The following is a 21,318-nucleotide window of genomic DNA, read 5'->3' as shown; positions in this document are numbered from 1 at the left end:
ATGGCAATAAAAGGAATACAGGCATGGAACGCCTACCACATACGAATTCTGTTAATAAAGCTATCGGTGCCAACAGCGTTGCTTGCAAAACGCTAGGCACTGATGCTGCCAGTCACGATGATTCTGCTCATAAAAAGCAGGATTCTATGCCTAAAAAACAACCTTACGTGTCGCATCAGCCAGATAGCCATGGTCATATTCACTATAGTGATGATGAAAATGGTATGTGGCAGGCATTGCTTGAGCGTCAAGCCGAGCAAATACCCAATCGCGCCTGCCCAGCCTATCTAGACGGTTTAAAAAAGCTGAATTTGCCTGCTACGCGTATTCCGCAATTGCATGATATTGATGAGGTATTGCAAGCTACGACTGGCTGGCAAACTGCCGCTGTCCCTGCATTAATCAGTTTTGGTAAGTTTTTTAAATTGCTTGCCAATAAATCCTTTCCGGTGGCAACTTTTATCCGTCGATTTGATGATATGGACTATATCGAAGAGCCTGATATTTTTCATGAAATCGTTGGACATTGTCCGCTTTTGACCCATCCTGCCTTTGCGATGTTCAATGAAACTTATGGCAAGCTGGGTCTTAATGCCACTAAAGAAGAACGGTGGTTTTTGGCACGGCTCTATTGGTTTACCATCGAGTTTGGTTTGGTGGGACAAAATAAAGGCAGTCGCCGAATCTATGGCGGAGGCATCTTAAGCTCACCGTCTGAGACGGTTTATGCACTCAATGCTGGTTCTGAGCAGCAAGCAGAACATCAACCGCAAAATAAACCAGAGCACCGAGCGTTTGACTTACTTGATGTGTTACGTACCCCTTATCGTATTGACCATATTCAACCGATTTATTATGTCATTGATGATTTGGATACATTATTTGATATCGTCAATAGCGATATCATGGGAATGGTCAAACAAGCCATGTCGCTAGGATTGTTCGAGCCTAGTTATGCGGTAAAAAACGCCTAATGCATGGTTAAGACAAACGGCATCATTTGAATGATGTAGCCGTAAATGACAGCGTCAACATGGACGTAACTGTATTAAACATAACAGTATTAAAAAAATGAATAGTTAACATAAAAGGACATTATAATGACGACATTATCACAAGCCAGCTGTGAGGTCTGCCGCATTGGCGCGCCAACGGTCAGCGACATCGAAGCACAAGAGCTATTACAGAAAATTCCAGATTGGTCATTGATCGAGGTTGATGGCATCAAGCAATTACAACGTCAATATAAATTCAAAAACTTCGTCAAGGCGATGGAGTTTGCCAATCAATTAGCAGATATCGCCGAAGCAGAAGGGCATCATCCTGGCATATTGGTAGAGTGGGGCAAGGTGACGGTTACGTGGTGGTCACACAGCATTAAAGGTCTGCATCGCAATGATTTTGTCATGGCAGCTAAGACCGATAGTCTGCTGGATCAATAATGAGGGTAGCAATCGCTATTGCAACTCATTAAACTTGTCCGACTCAAAGCCAACCCTAACGCCAGATTTGACTGGCAAGCTAAGGATGTGTGATGCCTCCAAAAATATTAACCCAAATTTCACCTCAACTGGCATTTATGATTTCTGCCATTGTCATCGCTATTATGGGCGTTACCATGATAGGTTTTGGCTGGGTACCGCATTTATCATTGATACTCGCCATTTGTGTCTTGCTGGGCATTGGTCTGTTTAAAGGCTTGACCTTTGATGACATGCAAGCGCAAATGGCATCGGGTGTCATGCGTGGTATCGGTGCGATCTATCTATTCTTCTTTATTGGCTTGATGGTCGCCGCTTTAATGATGTCTGGTGCTATTCCAACGCTGATGTATTTTGGTTTTCAGTTGATTTCACCAGAGTATTATTACATTTCAGCCTTTGTATTGACCTCCATTATTGGTATTGCCTTGGGCAGTAGTTTGACCACCGCGGCGACATTGGGCGTGGCTTTTATTGGTATGAGTAATGCCTTTGATGCCAACGTGGCGATTGCGGCTGGTGCTGTGGTTTCAGGGGCGTTTTTCGGTGATAAAATGTCGCCGTTATCAGACACCTGTACCATTGCTTCATCGGTGGTGGGTATTGATTTGTTTGAGCATATTCGCAATATGATGTATACCACGGTACCAGCGTGGATACTCACGGTCATTATTTTTTGGTTTTTTTCTGGGCAGACCGCAGGCTCTGACTTGAGTCAAGTAACCGTATTGCAAGGTCAGTTGATTGAAAGTGGCTTGGTACATGGTTATGCGGTATTGCCATTCGTGGTACTGGTTGGGTTGGCGGTTTTTCGTGTCAATGCCATTTATACGATTATCTGTACCATTGTGGCAGCATTGATTATTACTTATTTGCACAGCTCGCCGAGCTTTGGACAATTAGGCGGCTATTTATTTGCAGGCTATGCACCAGCTGAATCGTTAGAGCTGGGTGAAGTCGGTGGTATGCTATCGCGCGGCGGTGTGCAGAGTATGTTCTTCACTCAAGCGATTGTGATATTGGCACTCAGTCTTGGTGGCTTGCTCACAGCATTGGGTATCTTGCCAGCACTGTTATCAGGGATTAAAGACACCTTAACCACATCAGGACGCGCCATATTTGCCGCTGCCATGTCTGCTCTGAGTATTAACGTGCTTATTGGCGAGCAGTATTTGAGTATTTTATTATCTGGTACTGCCTTTCGTCCGACGTTTGAGCGTTTGAATTTACATCCTAAGAATCTGTCTCGTACCATTGAAGATGCAGGTACGGTCATCAATCCTCTAGTGCCTTGGAGTGTGTGCGGTGTGTTTATCAGCCAAGCATTAGGCGTGCCTGTGCTTGATTATCTGCCTTATGCGTTCTTCTGTTATTTATCGCTGTTACTAACGATATTGTTTGGTTTTACGGGAATTACCATCAGCCGACTCAAGAGTCAGTGACCCGAAAAACTTTTGTCTCTAAACTCTGCATTAAAACGCTAGGGCTTGTGTCTTCTAAGACAACATAACAAGCCCTAGTTTTTATTTATACCCTTGCAATCATGACATTGTTGTCATTTAAGACGACCTGATAGGCATCCAGCATCACGCTCTCATCGTCTAAACACTGACCAGTAGCTAGGTTAAAGCGTTGCTTATAGATGGGCGAGGCCACATAAAGTACTTCTTTTGCTGTTCCTGTATCATCTGTAATTGTGGTGCCACCAATCAACCCTCTAGACAATACATTGGCTTGACTGAATGGATCGTAATTATCAAGAGCAAATAAATCGTTCTGTTTGGTACGAAAAATAGCAATTTGTTTGCCATCTACCAGTGCGCACACACCAGTGTCAGGAATGATATCGTCAAGTGTACAAATAGTCTGTTGGTTCATGAGGCGGTATCCTTAGTGATGATAATATTGCTCTGTATGAGTGATAAATCGTGAGTAACAAGTTACGAGTTGCAAAACATGAGTGGGAAAAACAGCACCTTGCTTTTTGTGATAACTAACAAGGCACTCATCATTGGCTAAGCCAGTTCAACTAAATTAATGGTTGCTTTTTCCGCGTCAGTCGCTGGACGAATCTGTTCACGATCAGTCACGAAAACGACATTCTCATCGCCTTGCTCACTGTTTACAAAATGACGGAAACGTTTGAGTTTTTCGGTGTCGTTAATCGTTGCTGCCCACTCACACACGTAATTGTCGACCAACAATTGCATTTGCGCTTCGAGCTCATCTGCTATGCCTAAACTGTCATCGATAATGATAGCCTTCAGATATTCAAGCCCACCATCTAAGCTTTCACGCCACTTTGAAGTGCGCTGTAGCTTGTCCGCTGTTTTGATATAGAACATAATGATGCGGTCGATGTATTTGACCATGGTTTCGGTATCGAGATCGGTGGCGAACAGCTCGCCATGACGCGGGGTAATACCACCATTACCGCAGACAAATAAATTCCAGCCGTTTTCAGTCGCAATCATGCCAAAGTCTTTACTTTGCGCTTCCGCACATTCGCGCATACAGCCTGACACACCCATCTTGATTTTGTGCGGTGAGCGTACGCCTTTATAACGATCTTCTAATCTTAAGGCGAGGCCAATGCTGTCATCGACTCCGTAACGGCACCAGTTATTGCCAATACAAGATTTCACGGTACGTAAAGATTTACCATAGGCATGGCCAGTCTCAAAGCCTGCTTGCACCAGTTGCGTCCAAATATCAGGCAACTGCTCCATGCGTGCGCCAAACAGATCGACCCGCATCCCACCAGTGATTTTGGTGTACAAATTAAACTGCTTCGCCACTTGACCCAGTACGATGAGCTTGTCTGCAGTAATTTCACCGCCCGGCACACGAGGTACGACGGAATAAGTGCCGTTTTTTTGGATGTTACCTAAGTAGTAATCGTTACTGTCTTGTAGTGGTGTTAGCTCAGTTTTGAGTACATAGTCATTCCAGCACGATGCCAAAATAGAGGCGACCGTTGGTTTGCATATCTCACAACCATGACCGCTACCATGTTCAGTTAGTAACTCATCAAAGGTTTTGATACCGTGCACGCGAATCAGGCTATATAAATCTTGACGAGAGTAGGCAAAGTGCTCACACAAGTCATTGTTTACTTCAAAGCCCATGGCGGTAAGTTGATAGCTGACCGTATCTTTGACCATAGGTGCACAGCCTCCACAGCCACTACCGGCACTGGTCACGGTTTTTACATCGCTGACGGAGTATGCGCCGTTTTCAACTGCCGAGCAGATAGCGCCTTTGGTCACGTTATAACAAGAGCAAATCGTGGCGGTATCTGGCAGATTGTCGATGCCCATCACGGGTTTTTCGACATTGGGTAGTATCAGACTTTCGGGATGTGCGGGTAGGTCAATGTCATTTAAATACAGTTGCAGTAAGTTGTTATAGTCTTCGGTGTCGCCTACCAATACGGCACCAAGCAAGCGTTTGTTATCTGGCGTAGTAACCAGTTTTTTATAGATGCCCTCCGCAGGGTTTTGATACAGATAGCTTAAGCTACCGTCACTCGTACCATGTGCATCGCCAATACTGCCTACATCCACACCCATCAGTTTTAACTTGGTGCTCATGTCGGCACCCGTAAATATCTGCTTGCTATCACCAGCAATTTGCGCGGCACAGATACTGGCCATGTTGTAGCCGGGAGCCACCAGACCAAATACTTTATTGTCCCATACTGCGCATTCGCCCACGGCATAAACATGATCGGCATTGGTGCGACATTGCTCATTGATCAAGATACCACCGCGCCCGCCCATTTCGATACCGCACTCGGGGTTGTTTTTAATGAGACCATCTTGCGGTCTAATACCGGCGCTAAACACAATCATATCGGTCGTTAGAGAAGTGCCATCTGTAAACTGCATGGTTAAATGTTGATCGTCACTGCTGGTGTCATCAGAGTTGGGTGCAGTATTAGACAGAATCTCTTTGGTGTTTTTCCCCGTCAGCACTTTGACACCCAGTGCTTCTATTTTTCGCTTTAAAATCTCACCACCAGCGGCATCAAGCTGAACGCCCATCAATTGCGGCGCAAACTCGACCACATAGGTATCCAGCCCTAGCGTCACGAGCGCTTTTGCGGCCTCAAGTCCCAGTAAGCCACCACCAACCACCACGCCTTTTTTGACAGTGGGTAGCTCAGCAATTGCCAAAATTTCATCTAAATCTGCAATGGTACGGTATACGTGGCAATGCGGATGCTCACGGCCTGGAATAGGTGGCACAAAAGGATATGAGCCCGTCGCTAGTACCAACTCAGAGTACTCAATAATCTCGCCTGCCTCAGTAGTAATACGCTGACTGGCCGAATCAATATCTACAATACACTGATTCAAATGTAAATGAACTTTTGATAATTCATAAGCTGTTAAATCTACTAGGTTCAACTTACTGGCATCTTTATGTTCAAAGTAGCTCGACAAATAAACACGGTCATAAGCAGGGCGGTCTTCTTCAGCAAACACATGAATGTCAAATTGCTGGTGTAGTCCTTGCTCAATTGCTCGTTCAATAAAGTGATGACCGACCATACCATTGCCAATCACCACCAAATTGCCTTTACTTTCTGTGCTCAATGCAGTGCTACTCATGCGTCTGTCCTTAGTAATGGGGCTGGTTGGATACGGTCATCGTTTATTTTTTTATCACGCTATAAACGGCTCCGTCCCTCAACAACAGCTGATAAACAGCGTTTAATACCTACTATTACAGAGCATTCAATAATCATGCCATGGCACTTTGATTATCTGGGTTTTTGCGCGTTGCTATTAGGCATAAAGGCATGCCGTATCGGGACCAGTCGCTTATGTAATAAGGTTTTTACATCAGTATGGATAGCTCCATTACTTGCCAAAAATCACGATAGATACCGTTATTGCCGACTGCGATGTCAGAAGTTAATGCACCAAAATAGACACTGCGGTGCCCCATGTTGGATGTTATTGCTGTTTATAAAGGAGGCTAGTTGAGTGTTTTAAACCTGCTGTGTTAATGCTTTATTAGCATAAGCGTCAGGTGTGGCGATGGTTATAGACCCGCCAGTAAAGGCGCTTGGATAATTAACGAGTACTGACCTTTATACAGATTTGGCAGCGTACACAAATAACTGGCATAACCATTGCACCGCCTGAAACATCGCTACTCATCATATTTGAAACTGCATTTTTTGAACACTTAGTACCTTTAGTACGTTGTCAGAACCCTGAAGTTAATCATTTGAGGAAGTTGCCTATGTCATCATCAGCCCCCGTTGCGCCTAGTAAAGACAAGCTTAATGTTTTGTCATTTACGGGTAAAAATAAAATCCTTCATTTAGGTTGGATGGCATTTTTTCTTACCTTTTTTGTATGGTTCAACCATGCACCATTTCTATCAGCGATTGGAGAAACACTCAATCTGAGTAAAGATCAAATCAAAACGTTACTCATTTTAAACGTGGCATTAACCATTCCTGCCCGCGTGATTATCGGGATGCTGACAGATCGCTTTGGCCCTCGCATTGTATATACCGCTATTTTAGCCATTGGTGCTATTCCTTGTTTTACCTTTGCGTTCGCGCAGGATTACAACACCTTGGCGCTGTCTCGGTTTTTACTGGGTTTTGTGGGTGCAGGTTTTGTAGTAGGTATTCGTTTGATGAGTGATTGGTTTCCAACCAATGAATTGGGGACAGCTGAGGGTATTTATGGGGGTTGGGGTAATTTTGGTTCGGCAGCAGCGGCACTGTTATTACCAACTATAGCGATTGGTGCCGCAGCAGTATTCGGCGGTGATGAAGGGTGGCGTTATGCAACAGCCACATCAGGGGTCGTGATGGCGCTTTATAGCATCATTTTTTATAAGATGGCGCGTAACACACCCAAAGGGGCTACTTATTTTAAACCCAAAAAATCAGGGGCCATGATGGTGACATCATCAGGTGATTTTTGGTTAATGATGGTTTTTAAACTGCCTATGTATTTGGCATTGGCGCTATTGGCATGGAAATTATCACCTGATGGTGTGAGCTTATTGAGCCAGTCTAGTGTCACCATGGTCTATATTGGCCTTGCGATATTGTATGTTTACGAATTCGTTAGTAGCTACCGTTTTAATAAAGAGGTTTTCACCACGCCTGTACCAGTGGCGCATCGTTATGATTTTAAGCAAGTGGGTATCTTAAATATTTTGTATTTTGCCACGTTCGGCTCAGAGCTTGCCGTCGTGTCGATGCTACCTTTGTTTTACCAAGAAACTTTTAGTTTATCGATTGTGATGGCAGGGGTATTGGCATCGAGCTATGCCTTTATGAATCTCATGTCACGCCCAGGTGGCGGTTGGCTCAGTGATAAGTTTGGTCGCAAAATTACTTTGTTGATTTTGACAGCTGGTTTGGCTATCGGGTATCTGTTGATGGGCTTCCTTGACTCAACGTGGCCGCTTGCATTGGCATTGTTAATTACAATGTTTTGCTCATTCTTTGTACAGGCTGGTGAGGGTGCTGTTTTTGCGGTGATTCCTCTGATCAAACGCAGCATGACAGGGCAGTTTGCAGGGATGACAGGCGCGTATGGCAATGTTGGATCAGTCGTGTATTTAACGGTGCTTAGTCTGGTGTCTTATCAGGTGTTTTTCTTTGTGATTGCTGCCACAGCAGTCGCTGGATTCTTTGCATTGTTTTTCTTAAAAGAGCCAGAAGGCATCATTATTGAAGAGATGCCGGATGGTACATTTGCTGAAATACAAGTGAGTCATAGATAGCACGAGGTGAAAAAAGATGGCGATAACAAGTGTTGCAAACGCCAATAGAAATAATAGTCAAAGTACTGATGAGATGGCTGTTCATTTCAATAAAGGCAATCCGTCATCCTTAATAGAGTCAGGTCAGTTTGTTGCTATTAGTGAGACTGATGAAAGTAAGAATGTTGATGATGGCAGCACTGCATTATGGTGGTTTGATTTTTTCACTATGGCAGGTCGCAAGGCGGAAAACCAAGACAGTGTACTTATTACCACCTGCTTGCCCTATCAATGTTCAGGTGAAGAATCATCTAGTGCCAATCGCTCAATATCTCAAGCAAGATCTCACCCGCCATCATCAACCCCATTATTGGTGCTGATGGCAGATGGGGTCAGCGCTTGTCAGTTTCCAAAACAGGCAAGTCGATTGGTGGTGAATACCATTGCTCACAAAATCACATTGGGGTTGACTGCACTGGCACACTCACAAGATGAGACGTCATCCATCAGTTTTGATGATGATCAAGTCGCTAGTATCATCAAAATAGCAGTCAACAAAGCTAACGATATCTTATATTTTCCTCAAGCGTATCAACGGGTACCGCCGTTGCTGTCTACGTTATCAGGCTTGCTTTGTATCGGTGACCGTATTCACCTGTTTCATACAGGCGACTCTCGAATATACCGCGTTGGGGTAGATTGTTTGACGGTATTGAGTAAAGACCACCGCGTGCACCGCGGCCAAGACAAAGGAGCGCTTGCTGCAGCTATTGGTGCAGATAGCCAGATGGAGCTACAACAATCGGTATTTACCCTCCATCAAAACGAGTGTTTGGCCATCATGACGGATGGGGTGTATGAGCATATAGAGCCCACAGAGCTACAATTTGAGCTGTGCAGCAGTGCGACTGATATATTTCAGTTGATGGCTACTACGCACAAATTACCGCTAGGGTTTAACACCAGTCAAGCCGTGTGCGAGCAAGCCTTTAGTGCAGGCAGTCATGACAATCTAAGCATGGTTATGCTGAGTATGAACACACGATCAGCCCATTTTACTTCTATCAATAGCTCGAAAGGTATTGGTTATTTGAACGGCCTTGACTTTGATAATCTCGATACGGTCATACATGATGTAAATCGCTATCAGCTACCAACAGATTTACAGATAGGCGATTATATCGATGGTTTTACTGTGATTGGTATCATTGCTCGTACGACTCGCAGTCATGTGTACTGGGTGAAAGATGAAGACAACCGCGACTTTGTCTTAAAATCGCCCAGTTTAGACTCTGTTACCGATGGTCACTACCTGCGTGATTTTTTAAAAGAACGTAAAATTGGTTTGAGCCTATCCAAACATCGCCGCGCGGGCGAGTCAGCTTATAATCAAGCTGATCCCAACCGACTACCTGTTAATTCTGCATCTACCAATATCGGTAGTAGGTTAGGTTCTGGTCTCAGTGAGTCAGGGCTGCTGCGTTACTATCCGGTGCCAGCAAGTACCACATATTTATATCATTTGACTGAATATATCGCTGGTGAGAGTTTACGGGACTTTATGGATCGTCATGCGCCTTGTGATGTGTGGCAAACTTTTGATTTGCTCACCAAAATTGGCATGGCAGTTCGAGTCATGCATCGCAACTATCTATTGCACCAAGACATCAAACCCGAAAATATTCTCTTAACCAAATCAGGCGCTGTCAAACTCATTGATTTTGGTTCCGCCAGCTCATCCATTCTAAAAGACAGCACTAGACCACCGAACGGTGATTTGCACTATGCTGCACCAGAATATTACACCGATGCACCAAAAGGCGTGCATTCTGACTTGTTCTCAATTGCAGTGATTGGCTATGAATTGCTGACGGGACAGTTACCATTTAACACCCAGACACTCATGATGCCAAACCAAACATTACTGATGCCCGCACAGCCTCTACGGCAACAGAATGTACCTGACGCCAGCCAACAGGCACTCATGCGTGCGCTGCATGTCAATACTAACGCGCGCTATCAAGCCATTGGCGAGTTTTTACAGGATTTTAACCCAGATAATAAGGCGCATAGCCGTGACCCAGAACCCCTCATTAAGCGCAACCCTCTACTAGTATGGCATGGCATTTGCTTCATAGAGTTTGTCATCATTTTATTGCTGTTGGCGTATTTTTCATGACACGCTGTTTTGCATTCAATGCTGCTCCGCGCGGCTAAGGGATTTATTGTCTATGTCATTATCTATATCGCAAGCCACCACTACGGTAGATACTCATTCCAACAATCACGCCTTAGCATCAGGTCATCAAAAAAACGCTGGCATCGTCATTATCGGGGCGGGCATGGCAGGCAGTCGTTTTGCCATTGAGCTTGCTCGCACACAATCGAATGATGATAAGTCTCGTTTGCCAATTACTTTAATCAGTAAAGAGCCGCAAGTGGGCTACAACCGCATTATGTTGTCACCCGTACTGGCTGGCGACACAGCATTTGAAGATACCTATTTATATGACAACTCAGAGTATGAGCAGCTAGGTATCACCGTACTGGCTGGGGTTGCGGTAGAGACAATAGATACCAAGTGCCAGTGTATTGAGCTAGATGATGGGCAAAAACTCAATTATGCTAAGTTAGTAATGGCTACAGGGTCAACTGCCCGAGTCATTCCGTTCCCCAATCACACAGCTAAGGGCGTGCATGTGTTTCGAGACCTTGCTGATGTGACCGCTCTGATGGACTATGCTAGCCAAGGAAAAACGGGTTTGGTAATTGGCGGTGGCGTACTGGGATTGGAGGCTGCCTGCGCGTTAGCGGCACAGGGCGCGAGCATGACGGTCATTCATATGGATGGTTATGTACTCAATCGTCAACTAGACCTGCCAGCGGCCGAGCTTTTGCAATCTGAGCTCAGTCGCCGAGGGGTTGGTCTCGCGGTTTCTGTACATACTGAGGCCATTGAGATGAATGATGCAGGAGAAGTATGTGGATTGTCTTTAAAAGACGGGCGCATGCTAGCGGCCGATTTCATCGTGATGGCAGTGGGCGTGATACCCAATACAGCGCTTGCTAAACAAAGCGGGCTTGAGGTTAATCGCGGTATTGTCGTCGATGATTTTATGCACACCAGTTGTCCCAATGTTTATGCCATTGGTGAGTGTATAGAGCGAGAGGGGGAGCTATTTGGAATGGTGGCTCCGGTCAATCAGCAGGTAGATACATTGGTCACAGTTTTAAAAGATGCTTTGATAGAAAATGATATAAATGTGATAGATGGTAAAGCCGCCGTGCCAGATCACTGGATTCCTTTTGTGAGCAAACCATTATCATTAAAATTAAAAGTGTCTGGTATGTCGGCATTTTCTGCAGGGCAAATCGCTTTTGATGACGAAGCAGCTGACACCATTGAGACCCTCGTATATCGTCAGCCTGACTTAAATCATTATCATTGTCTGTACCTCAAAGAAAACAAACTTATTGGTGCTGTACTTTATGGTGACACAAGTGATGGCAACTTTTACAGTCAGTTAATTATAGATAACGTTGATATTACGCCTATCAAAGACACACTCATATTTGGCGAAGCGTATTGTCACTTGGATGAAATCACGCTTAACAATTCGCCAACTACGGAAGTAGATATAGAATTTAATGAGACAGATAAGAACGTCAATCATCATAAAGCGGCCGAACTGTTAGAGGATGCATTATGAATGACACTATTGCCAATAAATCTGCTGCTAGCAAAGTAGTATCAGCTAATAAATCGAACAGCCTGCCTAATAGCGTGCAAAAAGCAACAGACCGAGTCATTGAGACACATGATATAAGTGCTGCCAAAAATATCAAAAAAACACCGTTGTCATCTAATGGTGATTTGATTAATAGCTCGATTGATAGCTCGATCACCACTATCCGCACGACGTGCCCTTATTGCGGAGTGGGATGCGGTGTTTTAGCGAACGTGAATGAGACAGAGGTGCTGAGCGTCAAAGGAGATCCTGAACATCCGGCTAACTTTGGTAAATTGTGCTCAAAAGGAAGCGCACTGGTACAAACATTGGGCACCGCGCGCCGCTTGACCGAGCCATATTATCAAAACAAGCAAGCGGTCATGCAACAGTATCAGCCCCTGCAATTGGATAACGATTTCAATGCCAAACGTAAATCTGACAAGCCACTTATAGAGCAGACAGATTGGGAGACCGTACTAGAGGATGTGGCTAGCCGTTTAAATGACACCATCGACAAATATGGGCGAGACAGCATTATGTTTTATGTCTCAGGCCAGTTACTAACCGAAGACTATTACGTCGCTAATAAATTTATCAAAGGGTTTATTGGTAATAACAACATCGACTCGAACTCTCGGCTTTGTATGTCATCTGCAGTAGCTGGGCAAAAACGCGCGTTTGGCGCAGACCTTGTGCCGGGTAATTACGAGGATTTAGAGGCTTGTGATTTATTGGTACTGGTAGGCTCCAATATGGCGTGGTGCCATCCTATTTTGTTTGGTCGGTTTTTAGCAGCCAAAAAAGCCAATCCTAATAAAAAACTGATTGTGATAGACCCACGCCGTACGGACTCTTGTGAATTTGCCGATTTGCATTTACCAATTGCTGCGGGCACCGATACGCATTTGTATAATGGCTTGCTACATTACCTAGATCAGCAAGGTTGCCAAAATGATGAATATGTTAACCAAAGTTTGGGCGTTGATGATGCGGTGAATGCGGCCAAAGCATGGAGCATCGACAAAGTTGCACACGCCTGCCAAGTATCGGCGGACAGTATCCGCCAGTTCTATGAATGCGTTGCTGCCACTGATAAAACAGTCACTGCTTTTAGCATGGGTGTCAATCAGTCACAAAGTGGGACTGATAAGGTCAATGCCATTATTAACACTCATTTGTTCACAGGGCGTGTGGGCAAAGTAGGGGCCAGTCCGTTTTCACTCACTGGACAGCCTAATGCGATGGGCGGACGAGAAGTAGGCGCTCTTGCTAATCTATTAGCGGCTCATTTAGAACTAGACGATGCCGATCATCGTCAGCTCGTGGCAGACTTTTGGCATTCGCCTCAGCCTATCTCCCCAAACGTGGGTGTGAAAGCCTGCGATGCTGCCGCTGCGATATTAGATGGTCGTATCAAGGCTATTTGGATTATGGCAACCAACCCTGTGGTCAGCTTGCCAGATGCCGATAATTTTCGTCAAGCGCTTGCTGAGTGCGATCTAGTGATTGTCTCTGATTGCTCGGTAGACAGTGACACGGTGAAGTGTGCCGACATTGTATTGCCCGCTCAAGGGTGGGGTGAAAAATCTGGAACGGTCACCAATTCTGAACGGCGCATTTCTCGGCAGCGGACATTAATGCCTGCGGTAGGGCTCGCCAAACCGGATTGGTGGATACTGTCTCAAGTTGCCACACGCATGGGGTTACCGGGATTTGATTACAAACAGCCAAGCGAGATATTCAATGAGCATGTGGCACTGACCGCTTATGGTAATGCAGACGACCAAAGCACATCTAATTCTAATAAGAACTATCCTCGCTATCTGAATCTTAGTAAAGACTTGTCTGCTTTAATGACAGAAATGACAGATGAAGTGCCAGCCGATAAATCTGTTCGCCAGCCTATTAGCCAGAACAGCAATCAAATACATAGACCAATCGTACTCAGTCAGCAAGCATACGCAGAGATGTTACCGTTTCAATGGGGTGGCACCCGTATCTCCATGATTGATAAGATAAAACCTTTAAAAAATGATATCAATAATCTCGCGGCTACTGTTACCAAGTCACAGTTAATCGCTATTACCCCCTCTAATGAAGCGAGCATAGCCAATGTGCATCGACGTCCAAGAAGGAATCTCCCCCAACCGATTGGTGAGCATCAATCGCCCTCTAAACAAGAGCTTGAGCATGATACTCAACCTGAAAATCAAGCGATTAATTTACGCCTGATTACTGGCAGGCTGCGTGATCAATGGCATACCATGACTCGTACTGGCCTTGCACCGCAATTAAATCAACATCAACCAATACCCACACTGACCATACATGCTAACGATGCACAGCAACTGGGCGTTCAAGACAATGACTTTGTGCAACTGCATCGTAGGTATGAAAACTACGAAAAGTATGAAAGCTATGAGAACGGCGTGACCAGTGATGGCATAGTCAGTGATATCGCGATGAGTACGGCTAAGGATAGTAATAAGCCAGCGAGTACCGTGATGGCGCAAGTTGCCATTAGCGATACGTTGCGCGTTGGTGATGCATTTATGCCCATGCATTGGAGCAATGCTTTTGCTAGCTTCGCTCGTGTAGGCCCCCTTATTCCAACAGTAGTCGATCCGCATTCAGGGCAGCCAGAGCTCAAAAATTCGGCGATTAGTGTCACACCCGTTTCTATGCAATCATTTGGCAAGATTTTGGTGCATCCTGAGTGGAAAGACGCCGTTATAGTGCAATTACGTACTATTTTGGCCAATTTTTCTGCCAAAGCGTCAGAGAAAGAATGGTCTGAGACAAAATGCGAGGCACGTTCAAATAATATTTTTCCACACGTATTACCTGCACTCACGTGGAGTCTGAGCCATCAAAATAACAGCGTCTTGATTACTCTCGCTAGCCCGATGATGGAGGCTATCAGTACCTTAGCGTACCCCGAGTTTTGGCAGCAGTTTATAGCGTCTATGCAATCATTATCACCGCCCAGCTCTCAAGAGGGTGTCATGCATACGGCGTTTACTGTCGATAATGTGCAGAATCAATTGCGTTTTATTGTGACCCAAACTGAGTCTAAGGTAGGAGCAGATAGCCTTGTTATCAACCGTCAAGTTTCCGATGATGAAAGGCCTAGTACACAACTGATTATGGCTGTTTATGTTGCCCCAACGCAAAAGCAATTACCGAGTGTCCGCTGGCTCGATAGCTGCTTTACGGATACTAGCCAAATACCTGTCAATCAACGATACAAGTGGTTGCTCGCGGGGCGGCCTGCCAGTGGTTATGTTGATCCAGGACCTTTGGTCTGCTCTTGTATGTCGGTTGGAAAAAATGCCATTCTCAACGCTATTACGCAGCATGATTGTAGTAGTGCGGCGGCAGTGGGTAAGCATTGCCGCGCAGGTACCAATTGTGGGTCTTGCGTGGGGCAAATCAACGCATTAATCGCAGAATGCGCCCCATTAGCGCAAGCTTAAATGATGGGATGGCACGTCGCTTGCAACTTGTTATGTAGAATTAGTTGCACTGTGTTAACACAGGTTAGCCGAGCCTGAACGCTTATCTGGTCGGTCGATTTCTATCGAATAACCTTATTTTTATTACATGGTTTTCTGTATTTATACTGTCATTAGGAACTATCATCATGATGGATTTATCTGTCCTTATTGCAAACAGCCCAACATCTTATTTGGCAGGGCAAGATTGTATAGAAAATGCTAAAAATTCTCATAAAAAAGGCATGGTATATTTGGTCGGCGCAGGCTCTGGTGATCCTGAGTTATTAACCTTAAAAGCATGGCGAGTGATGCAGCGCGCCGAGGTGGTGCTTTATGACAGTCTGGTGTCTGAGGATATTTTGGATATGTGCGCGAGCACGGCTGAAAAAATATTTGTAGGAAAGCGCCGCGCCAATCATGCCTTATCACAACAGAGCATTAACGAGCTATTGGTCAAACACGCACTGGCAGGCAAAATAGTGGTGAGGCTAAAAGGTGGCGACCCTTTTATTTTTGGACGCGGTGGTGAAGAGCTGCAAGAGCTGGTACGTCATGGTATTTATTTTGAATCTATTCCGGGTATTACGGCGGCCAGTGCTGCTGCAAGCCGCGCAGGGATTCCACTAACACACCGTGATCATGCGCAATCGGTTAAGTTCATCACTGCTTGCAGAAAAAATGGCGCGCCGAATAACGATTATAAAGAATTGCTTGATACTACCCAAACGGTTGTTTTTTATATGGGCTTACACCGTTTGCATGAGATGACGAAAGGCTTGATAGAGGCTGGTCGAGACAGTGAAACCCCTTTTGCTATTATCAGTCATGCCAGTCTACCTACGCAGCAATTGCTTGTCGGTACGCTTGCCAGCATCGCTGAATTACAAGCCACCGCCAAGCTACCGACACCTGCTTTACTTATCATGGGTGATGTGGTCACTCTGCATGCCGAGCTTGCCGATTACAATATAAATGCTATCAAACAAAAGGCGCTTCACTTCATCAATCATAGCAATATCACGCCCAGTGACGAGCCAGACAGTGCTTTGCCCGCTGTGAGTGTTGCTTAAAGACTGGATTTGTCTCTCAGCTTGCGCTTTCAACGCAAACTTTTTATATGCTTGCTGTTTGAGAAAAATTTATCGGGTTTGCAGCTCGCTAAGTTGTGTAGTAGGCGCTGTACATGAGATTAAAAACGTTTGTTCAAGAGATTGAGCAGACGTTTTTTTGTGTCTTTCAATAATACTTGTACAGCCATTGCTTCGACATAGATAGTCGTTACTGACGTCGGTATTCGACAGCTCTTCGGTGGTTAAAGAAATAAAAGCGACTAAAAACCCAATCAGCTTATCTCAACTCATTGATATGAGTAATGGTTTGTGCGAGTTCAAAAATGATTAAGGTGATAAAGAATTAGGCTTGTATTTAAGGGTTGCTTGTCACAGATAAAAGAAAATCGGTCGTATATATACTTACAAGCAACAGCGAACGGGAATGAAAAGAATGGTATTTTAAGTTAATGATAATTGTTTTTATTATCGTTTACGAGTAAAATCGGTTTTTATTGGCTGTCCAATATATACACAACGATTTAAATTAATGATGAGTACCGATATGTTACGTGCAAACCAATTGACCATCAGTCGCCAAGGAAATACCTTACTAGACAATGTAAGCTGTGAGATTGATAGCAACCAATTAGTCGCTTTGGTTGGACATAATGGTTCAGGAAAATCGACTTTAATCAAAGCGTTGGCAGGCGAGATGATGAGTAGTGGCGGTAGCATCAGCTTGGATGAGCGCCGTATCAGTGATTACAGTAGCAAAGCGCTGGCGCGACAAATGGCATATTTGCCACAGCAACTACCAGAAGCCGCTGGGTTTTCAGTACGTGAGCTGGTCATGCTAGGACGTTATCCACATCAAAAATGGCTGCAAAAGCCCAACCAAATGGACAAAGATAAAGTAATAGAAGCCATGCGCATCACCCAAACAGAGGCGTTCGCTGACCGCATTACGGCCACGCTTTCAGGTGGTGAGCGTGCTCGCGTTTGGCTTGCTATGTGTCTGGCACAAGACACCAGATATTTATTACTTGATGAGCCATTAGCTGCGCTTGATATGCACTATCAGCTTGAAGTTATCCAGCTTATCCGTCGTTTGGTGGATGAGCAGGGCTTGAGTGTGGTGATTATTTTGCATGATATTAATTTGGCCGCGCAGTATGCGGATCGAGTTATCGCCTTAAAAAACGGTCGTATTTGCCATAATGGTGATATCGGCAGCACCATGCAACCGACAGTATTGCACAAGATTTTTAACGTCGATATGCAGCTGCTTAGTCATCCTATAACGGGGCAGCCAGTCGCCGTTGCCTAGTAGGGCATATCATCAATCTGAACGAAAATGAATAAGTAGGCTAAAAAGGGTTAAATTTTTATGACCGTTTTTAAAATGAGGGCATGCCCTAGTATTTGCCTCATCGTTTTCATTTCTTATTTTCTCTTATTCGCGCAAAAGATAGGCCGCTATGTTTCCTGTTCTTTATAAATCTCTGTTCTCTTTAATAGCCATAAAACCTTTCATAAAACCTTGTATAAAAGCTGGCTCAAATATCACTATCAGTAAATATAAGTGGTTGGCGCTTATAGCAAGCTTAACACTGACCACCGTGCTGACGGCCTGTCACCAACCAATAACGTCACAAAAAGACGCTCAAGTGGGCAATGCAGATAACGCTAACATCAATATAGTCTCACCTGATTGGGGCAATGCGGCAACCTTGACCGCCATGGGTTACCCCCCGATAGCGACGGGTGATGTGAGGGTGTGGGACAGATGGGTAGGTACGCCTGAATTGCCAACCTCAATCATTGATTTGGGCATTCGCTATCAGCCTAATGCGGAATTGGTTGCCCAATTGCCTGTCGATTTGGTCGTCGATAACTTCTTTTATGAGCATGCCCGCAATCTCTATGGAGATGTGCCTTCTGAGTCGGTCATGTTCGCCGCTAAAGGTGATACTGCAACTTGGGCAGATTATACTGAGCCGACTCGTCAGTTGGGACAGCTAATTGATGAACCAGCTTTGGCTGAAAGCTATATTAAAAAAAGTCAGACAGATATCAAACTGGCAAGTGAGCGTCTGCAGCAGCGCTATCCAAAAGTAAAGAGATTTGCCGTTGTGCAGTTTGCTGATGCCAATAACATGCGCATGTATGTCAAAAATAGTTTGTTTCAGCCCGTGCTAGAAGAGATGGGCAAAGAGCTGGATGTATTAGGCAAAGGCAATCAATGGGGGTTTGTCCCTATTCGAATGGGCGACTTGGCTCAATTGGATAATGAGACCTGCCTATTAATCATCGATCCTTTAAGCCCGATAACCCGAGCTGAGATTAAAGACAGTTTGGTTTGGCAGCGTCTAGGCTATGGCGACGAGCGTTGCGTGGGTGAGCTGCCACCCATATGGATTTATGGTGGCATGTCGTCACTGGTCGGTTTGGCAAATAATTTATCAATAGTGACATTAAAAGGTGGGGCAGCATCATGACTATCAATACTGCCACACAGACTCATCATTCTCATACCAATAATACTACTGATTATGTCAAACCTATGACTTCACTTGCAGCGTCTCAGTCGCCCACATTGAAAACACCATCAGAGCAACACTCCAAGCTTATGCAAAAACCTCCCAATCCAGCACCAAAACCACCTCGGCAACCACCTTCGGTATTTGCAGATACATGGCGCATCTGGGCAGTAATGATTATCCTTGTGGTGTTGTCAGTATGGAGCACGTGGGCATTAATCGCTCAGGAGTGGACACGTCCAATCAGTGATTTGTTTATTCCAAGCTCGCAATTGGATATTATCAGTCTTGCGACGCAGCTGCATATAGTGGCGACCAGCATAGTGGCGCTATTGGCAGGTGGTCTGCTTGGGGTTGTCAGTATTTTGCTACAGCAATTGGTCAAAAACCCATTAGCGTCAGACACCACATTGGGCGTCGGTGTTGGTGCACAATTGGCCATGCTCATTGTGACCTTGTTTTTGCCAAGTTTAGCGATTTATGGCGGACTTTATGTGGCCTTTGTCGGCGCGCTTATTAGTATGGGACTGGTCTTTGTATTGTCAGCACCCAGTCGTTTTAATCCGCTCATTTTAATATTGGCAGGCTTGGTGGTAAACATTCTACTTGCCGCCGTTGCCAATGTTTTGGTGTTGTTTTTTGCTGAACGTAGTAATGGTATGCTGTCGTGGGCGGCGGGATTTTTGGCACAGAATAGCTGGCATACCAGTACGATGCTAGCGATAACGGCCGTCGCGATGGCGGTTGTCTGTCTACCCTTGTTAAAACCATTAACCTTGATGAGTCTCGATGACTCACAAGCCAAGCGCTTGGGCGTGCCGATTAACGGTATTCGTGCATTGGTAGTGCTTATTGTGGCGGTTGTTACCGCTTTAGTGGTTAGCGAAGTTGGCTTAATTGGTTTTATCGGTCTTGGCGCTGCCAGTCTGGTCAATGCGTTGGGGGTTGCTTCTATTAGCAAACGTCTGCTTGCAGCCTTTGTCTTAGGGGCGCTGCTTTTATGGCTGACTAGCAATGTTGCTTTATTACTCGAACCCATACTAAATATGCAAATTCCAGCAGGGGCGATGACGGGTATTCTCGGTGCACCACTGATTATTTGGCTGATTTTGCGTCAGCGCCGCGAGCGGATAGAAACAGTGACTCCAATGCTAACGGGCAAGCATGCACCTGTGGCATGGTGGCGCTGGGGTATTGGCGTGGTAATGATAATTATGCTTGCCTGTGTTTTTGTCCAAGACGTCAGTGGTTGGGGACTAAGTACCGATTGGGCGATCACCCAGCAGTATCGGCTACCGCGCAGTTTGAGCGCTGCGGCAACGGGTCTGATGTTGGCCATCGCTGGTGTATTATTGCAAACGCTCACCCGCAACCCGATGGCAAGTCCAGAAGTATTGGGTGTGAGCTCGGGCGCGGCGCTTGGGGTTATCTTAGGGTTTTTACTACTACCAAGCTTAGGACTGTCTGCTGGCTCAGGCACGTTGTTGATCTCAGGATTATCAGGAGCGATGGCTGTATTATTGCTGGTTATTTGGCTGGCACGTAAGGTAAGCTCTGGCTATCTATTACTGGTCGGTATCGGTATTGCCGCGATGATGGATGGGGTGATGCACATGGTCAAGCTGTCTGGCGATCCACGCCTAGAAGCAATGCTTAGCTGGCTATCGGGAACCACTTATAGCGCTCAGCCTAGTACCGTGTGGTATCTTATCGGCATTGCTCTCATTTTATTTACCCTCAGCTTACTGCTTATCAAACCCTTAAGAGTGCTTGGTTTGGGTACGGGAGTCGCTCGTAATTTAGGGGTGGCAGTGACACCAGTGACACTCGCGTTATTGGCACTGGTGGCGGCGCTAAGTACTGCCAGTACGCTTGCGGTTGGGCCATTGAGCTTTATTGGTCTAATGGTGCCACATTTGGCGACGTCACTCGGTGCGGTAAGGCTTGAGCGCCAGTTGCCATTAGCGGCTTTGTTAGGCGCAGGGGTGATGGTAATAGCAGACTGGATTGGGCGTTATGTCATTTTCCCTTATGAGCTGCCTGCGGGTACGATTGCGGCTATCATTGGTGGTGCGTACTTTTTATGGCTGATTCGTAAAGTGCCAGTCGCAGTAAATGGATAGTTTTTATGGGAAATTAATGACTGACGAATAACTATAATCAGCCATCATGATCAGTCATTAATACATACCGTCCAGCGCTTAAATAGCGCTATATCTTCAAATCACCAATGTTCGTCATATTCAGTAAGTCATTTGACATTACTTTTAAGG

At 45.3% G+C, this 21,318-nt stretch carries 13 protein-coding genes; 11 read left to right on the top strand and 2 right to left on the bottom strand.

Annotated elements, in window-relative coordinates:
* Window positions 1-23: 23 nt before the first annotated feature.
* From phhA to nhaC, 3 genes are all read left to right on the top strand, one after another.
* Window positions 24-974 carry a phenylalanine 4-monooxygenase gene (phhA, locus tag I3257_RS04635; protein ID WP_238048965.1) on the top strand — a complete coding sequence of 317 codons (951 nt, stop codon included), beginning with the start codon at window positions 24-26 and terminating at the stop codon, window positions 972-974.
* 126 nt (window positions 975-1,100) lie between these two features.
* Window positions 1,101-1,442, top strand: a complete 342-nt coding sequence (locus I3257_RS04630; RefSeq protein ID WP_055124080.1) for a 4a-hydroxytetrahydrobiopterin dehydratase — start codon at window positions 1,101-1,103, stop codon at window positions 1,440-1,442.
* A 92-nt stretch (window positions 1,443-1,534) separates the two neighbouring features.
* Entirely contained in the window at window positions 1,535-2,923 is a 1,389-nt protein-coding gene (gene nhaC / locus I3257_RS04625; protein WP_055124079.1) for a Na+/H+ antiporter NhaC, read from the top strand.
* A gap of 85 nt (window positions 2,924-3,008) precedes the next feature.
* On the opposite strand, the gene nirD is transcribed toward nhaC, so the two are convergent.
* The gene (gene nirD, locus I3257_RS04620; protein WP_238048964.1) at window positions 3,009-3,359 is read right to left on the bottom strand and encodes a nitrite reductase small subunit NirD; all 351 of its coding nucleotides are present in this window, start codon (window positions 3,357-3,359) and stop codon (window positions 3,009-3,011) included.
* A gap of 137 nt (window positions 3,360-3,496) precedes the next feature.
* On the bottom strand, window positions 3,497-6,097 hold the full coding sequence (gene nirB, locus I3257_RS04615) for a nitrite reductase large subunit NirB (protein ID WP_238048963.1): 2,601 nt from the start codon (window positions 6,095-6,097) through the stop codon (window positions 3,497-3,499).
* A gap of 478 nt (window positions 6,098-6,575) precedes the next feature.
* Here nirB and I3257_RS04610 point away from each other — a divergent pair, with 478 nt between their 5' ends.
* The 8 genes from I3257_RS04610 to fhuB all read left to right on the top strand — a co-directional run bounded on the left by I3257_RS04610 (window position 6,576) and on the right by fhuB (window position 21,168).
* Window positions 6,576-8,246, top strand: a complete 1,671-nt coding sequence (locus I3257_RS04610) for a NarK family nitrate/nitrite MFS transporter (RefSeq protein ID WP_346014809.1) — start codon at window positions 6,576-6,578, stop codon at window positions 8,244-8,246.
* A gap of 16 nt (window positions 8,247-8,262) precedes the next feature.
* A complete protein-coding gene (locus I3257_RS04605; protein ID WP_346014808.1) occupies window positions 8,263-10,404 on the top strand; it encodes a protein kinase in 2,142 nt (713 codons plus the stop codon).
* Between the two features lie 52 nt (window positions 10,405-10,456).
* On the top strand, window positions 10,457-11,935 hold the full coding sequence (locus I3257_RS04600; RefSeq protein ID WP_238048962.1) for an FAD-dependent oxidoreductase: 1,479 nt from the start codon (window positions 10,457-10,459) through the stop codon (window positions 11,933-11,935).
* Window positions 11,932-15,432, top strand: coding sequence for a molybdopterin-dependent oxidoreductase (locus tag I3257_RS04595; protein ID WP_238048961.1), 3,501 nt, complete (start codon window positions 11,932-11,934; stop codon window positions 15,430-15,432). Before I3257_RS04600 ends, I3257_RS04595 begins: the two co-directional genes overlap by 4 nt.
* Before the next feature lie 167 nt (window positions 15,433-15,599).
* Window positions 15,600-16,523 (top strand): uroporphyrinogen-III C-methyltransferase, encoded by a 924-nt coding sequence (cobA, locus tag I3257_RS04590; RefSeq protein WP_238048960.1) that lies wholly within the window; start codon window positions 15,600-15,602, stop codon window positions 16,521-16,523.
* A 544-nt stretch (window positions 16,524-17,067) separates the two neighbouring features.
* On the top strand, window positions 17,068-17,832 hold the full coding sequence (locus tag I3257_RS04585) for an ABC transporter ATP-binding protein (protein ID WP_109590062.1): 765 nt from the start codon (window positions 17,068-17,070) through the stop codon (window positions 17,830-17,832).
* A gap of 151 nt (window positions 17,833-17,983) precedes the next feature.
* Window positions 17,984-19,003, top strand: a complete 1,020-nt coding sequence (locus I3257_RS04580; RefSeq protein WP_238048959.1) for an ABC transporter substrate-binding protein — start codon at window positions 17,984-17,986, stop codon at window positions 19,001-19,003.
* The gene (gene fhuB / locus I3257_RS04575) at window positions 19,000-21,168 is read left to right on the top strand and encodes a Fe(3+)-hydroxamate ABC transporter permease FhuB (RefSeq protein WP_238048958.1); all 2,169 of its coding nucleotides are present in this window, start codon (window positions 19,000-19,002) and stop codon (window positions 21,166-21,168) included. The genes I3257_RS04580 and fhuB overlap by 4 nt, the downstream gene beginning before the upstream one ends.
* The last annotated feature ends 150 nt before the right edge of the window (window positions 21,169-21,318 follow it).

It is taken from the genome of Psychrobacter sp. Ps7 (assembly GCF_022129225.1).
Taxonomy (GTDB): domain Bacteria; phylum Pseudomonadota; class Gammaproteobacteria; order Pseudomonadales; family Moraxellaceae; genus Psychrobacter; species Psychrobacter immobilis_A.
This window is presented reverse-complemented; position numbering and strand designations above follow the sequence as displayed.

Coding starts and splice junctions, on each gene's coding strand:
- phhA (WP_238048965.1), top strand. CDS start 24: ATGGAACGCCTACCACATACGAATTCTGTTAATAAAGCTATCGGTGCC.
- I3257_RS04630 (WP_055124080.1), top strand. CDS start 1,101: ATGACGACATTATCACAAGCCAGCTGTGAGGTCTGCCGCATTGGCGCG.
- nhaC (WP_055124079.1), top strand. CDS start 1,535: ATGCCTCCAAAAATATTAACCCAAATTTCACCTCAACTGGCATTTATG.
- nirD (WP_238048964.1), bottom strand. CDS start 3,359: ATGAACCAACAGACTATTTGTACACTTGACGATATCATTCCTGACACT.
- nirB (WP_238048963.1), bottom strand. CDS start 6,097: ATGAGTAGCACTGCATTGAGCACAGAAAGTAAAGGCAATTTGGTGGTG.
- I3257_RS04605 (WP_346014808.1), top strand. CDS start 8,263: ATGGCGATAACAAGTGTTGCAAACGCCAATAGAAATAATAGTCAAAGT.
- I3257_RS04600 (WP_238048962.1), top strand. CDS start 10,457: ATGTCATTATCTATATCGCAAGCCACCACTACGGTAGATACTCATTCC.
- I3257_RS04595 (WP_238048961.1), top strand. CDS start 11,932: ATGAATGACACTATTGCCAATAAATCTGCTGCTAGCAAAGTAGTATCA.
- cobA (WP_238048960.1), top strand. CDS start 15,600: ATGATGGATTTATCTGTCCTTATTGCAAACAGCCCAACATCTTATTTG.
- I3257_RS04585 (WP_109590062.1), top strand. CDS start 17,068: ATGTTACGTGCAAACCAATTGACCATCAGTCGCCAAGGAAATACCTTA.
- I3257_RS04580 (WP_238048959.1), top strand. CDS start 17,984: ATGTTTCCTGTTCTTTATAAATCTCTGTTCTCTTTAATAGCCATAAAA.
- fhuB (WP_238048958.1), top strand. CDS start 19,000: ATGACTATCAATACTGCCACACAGACTCATCATTCTCATACCAATAAT.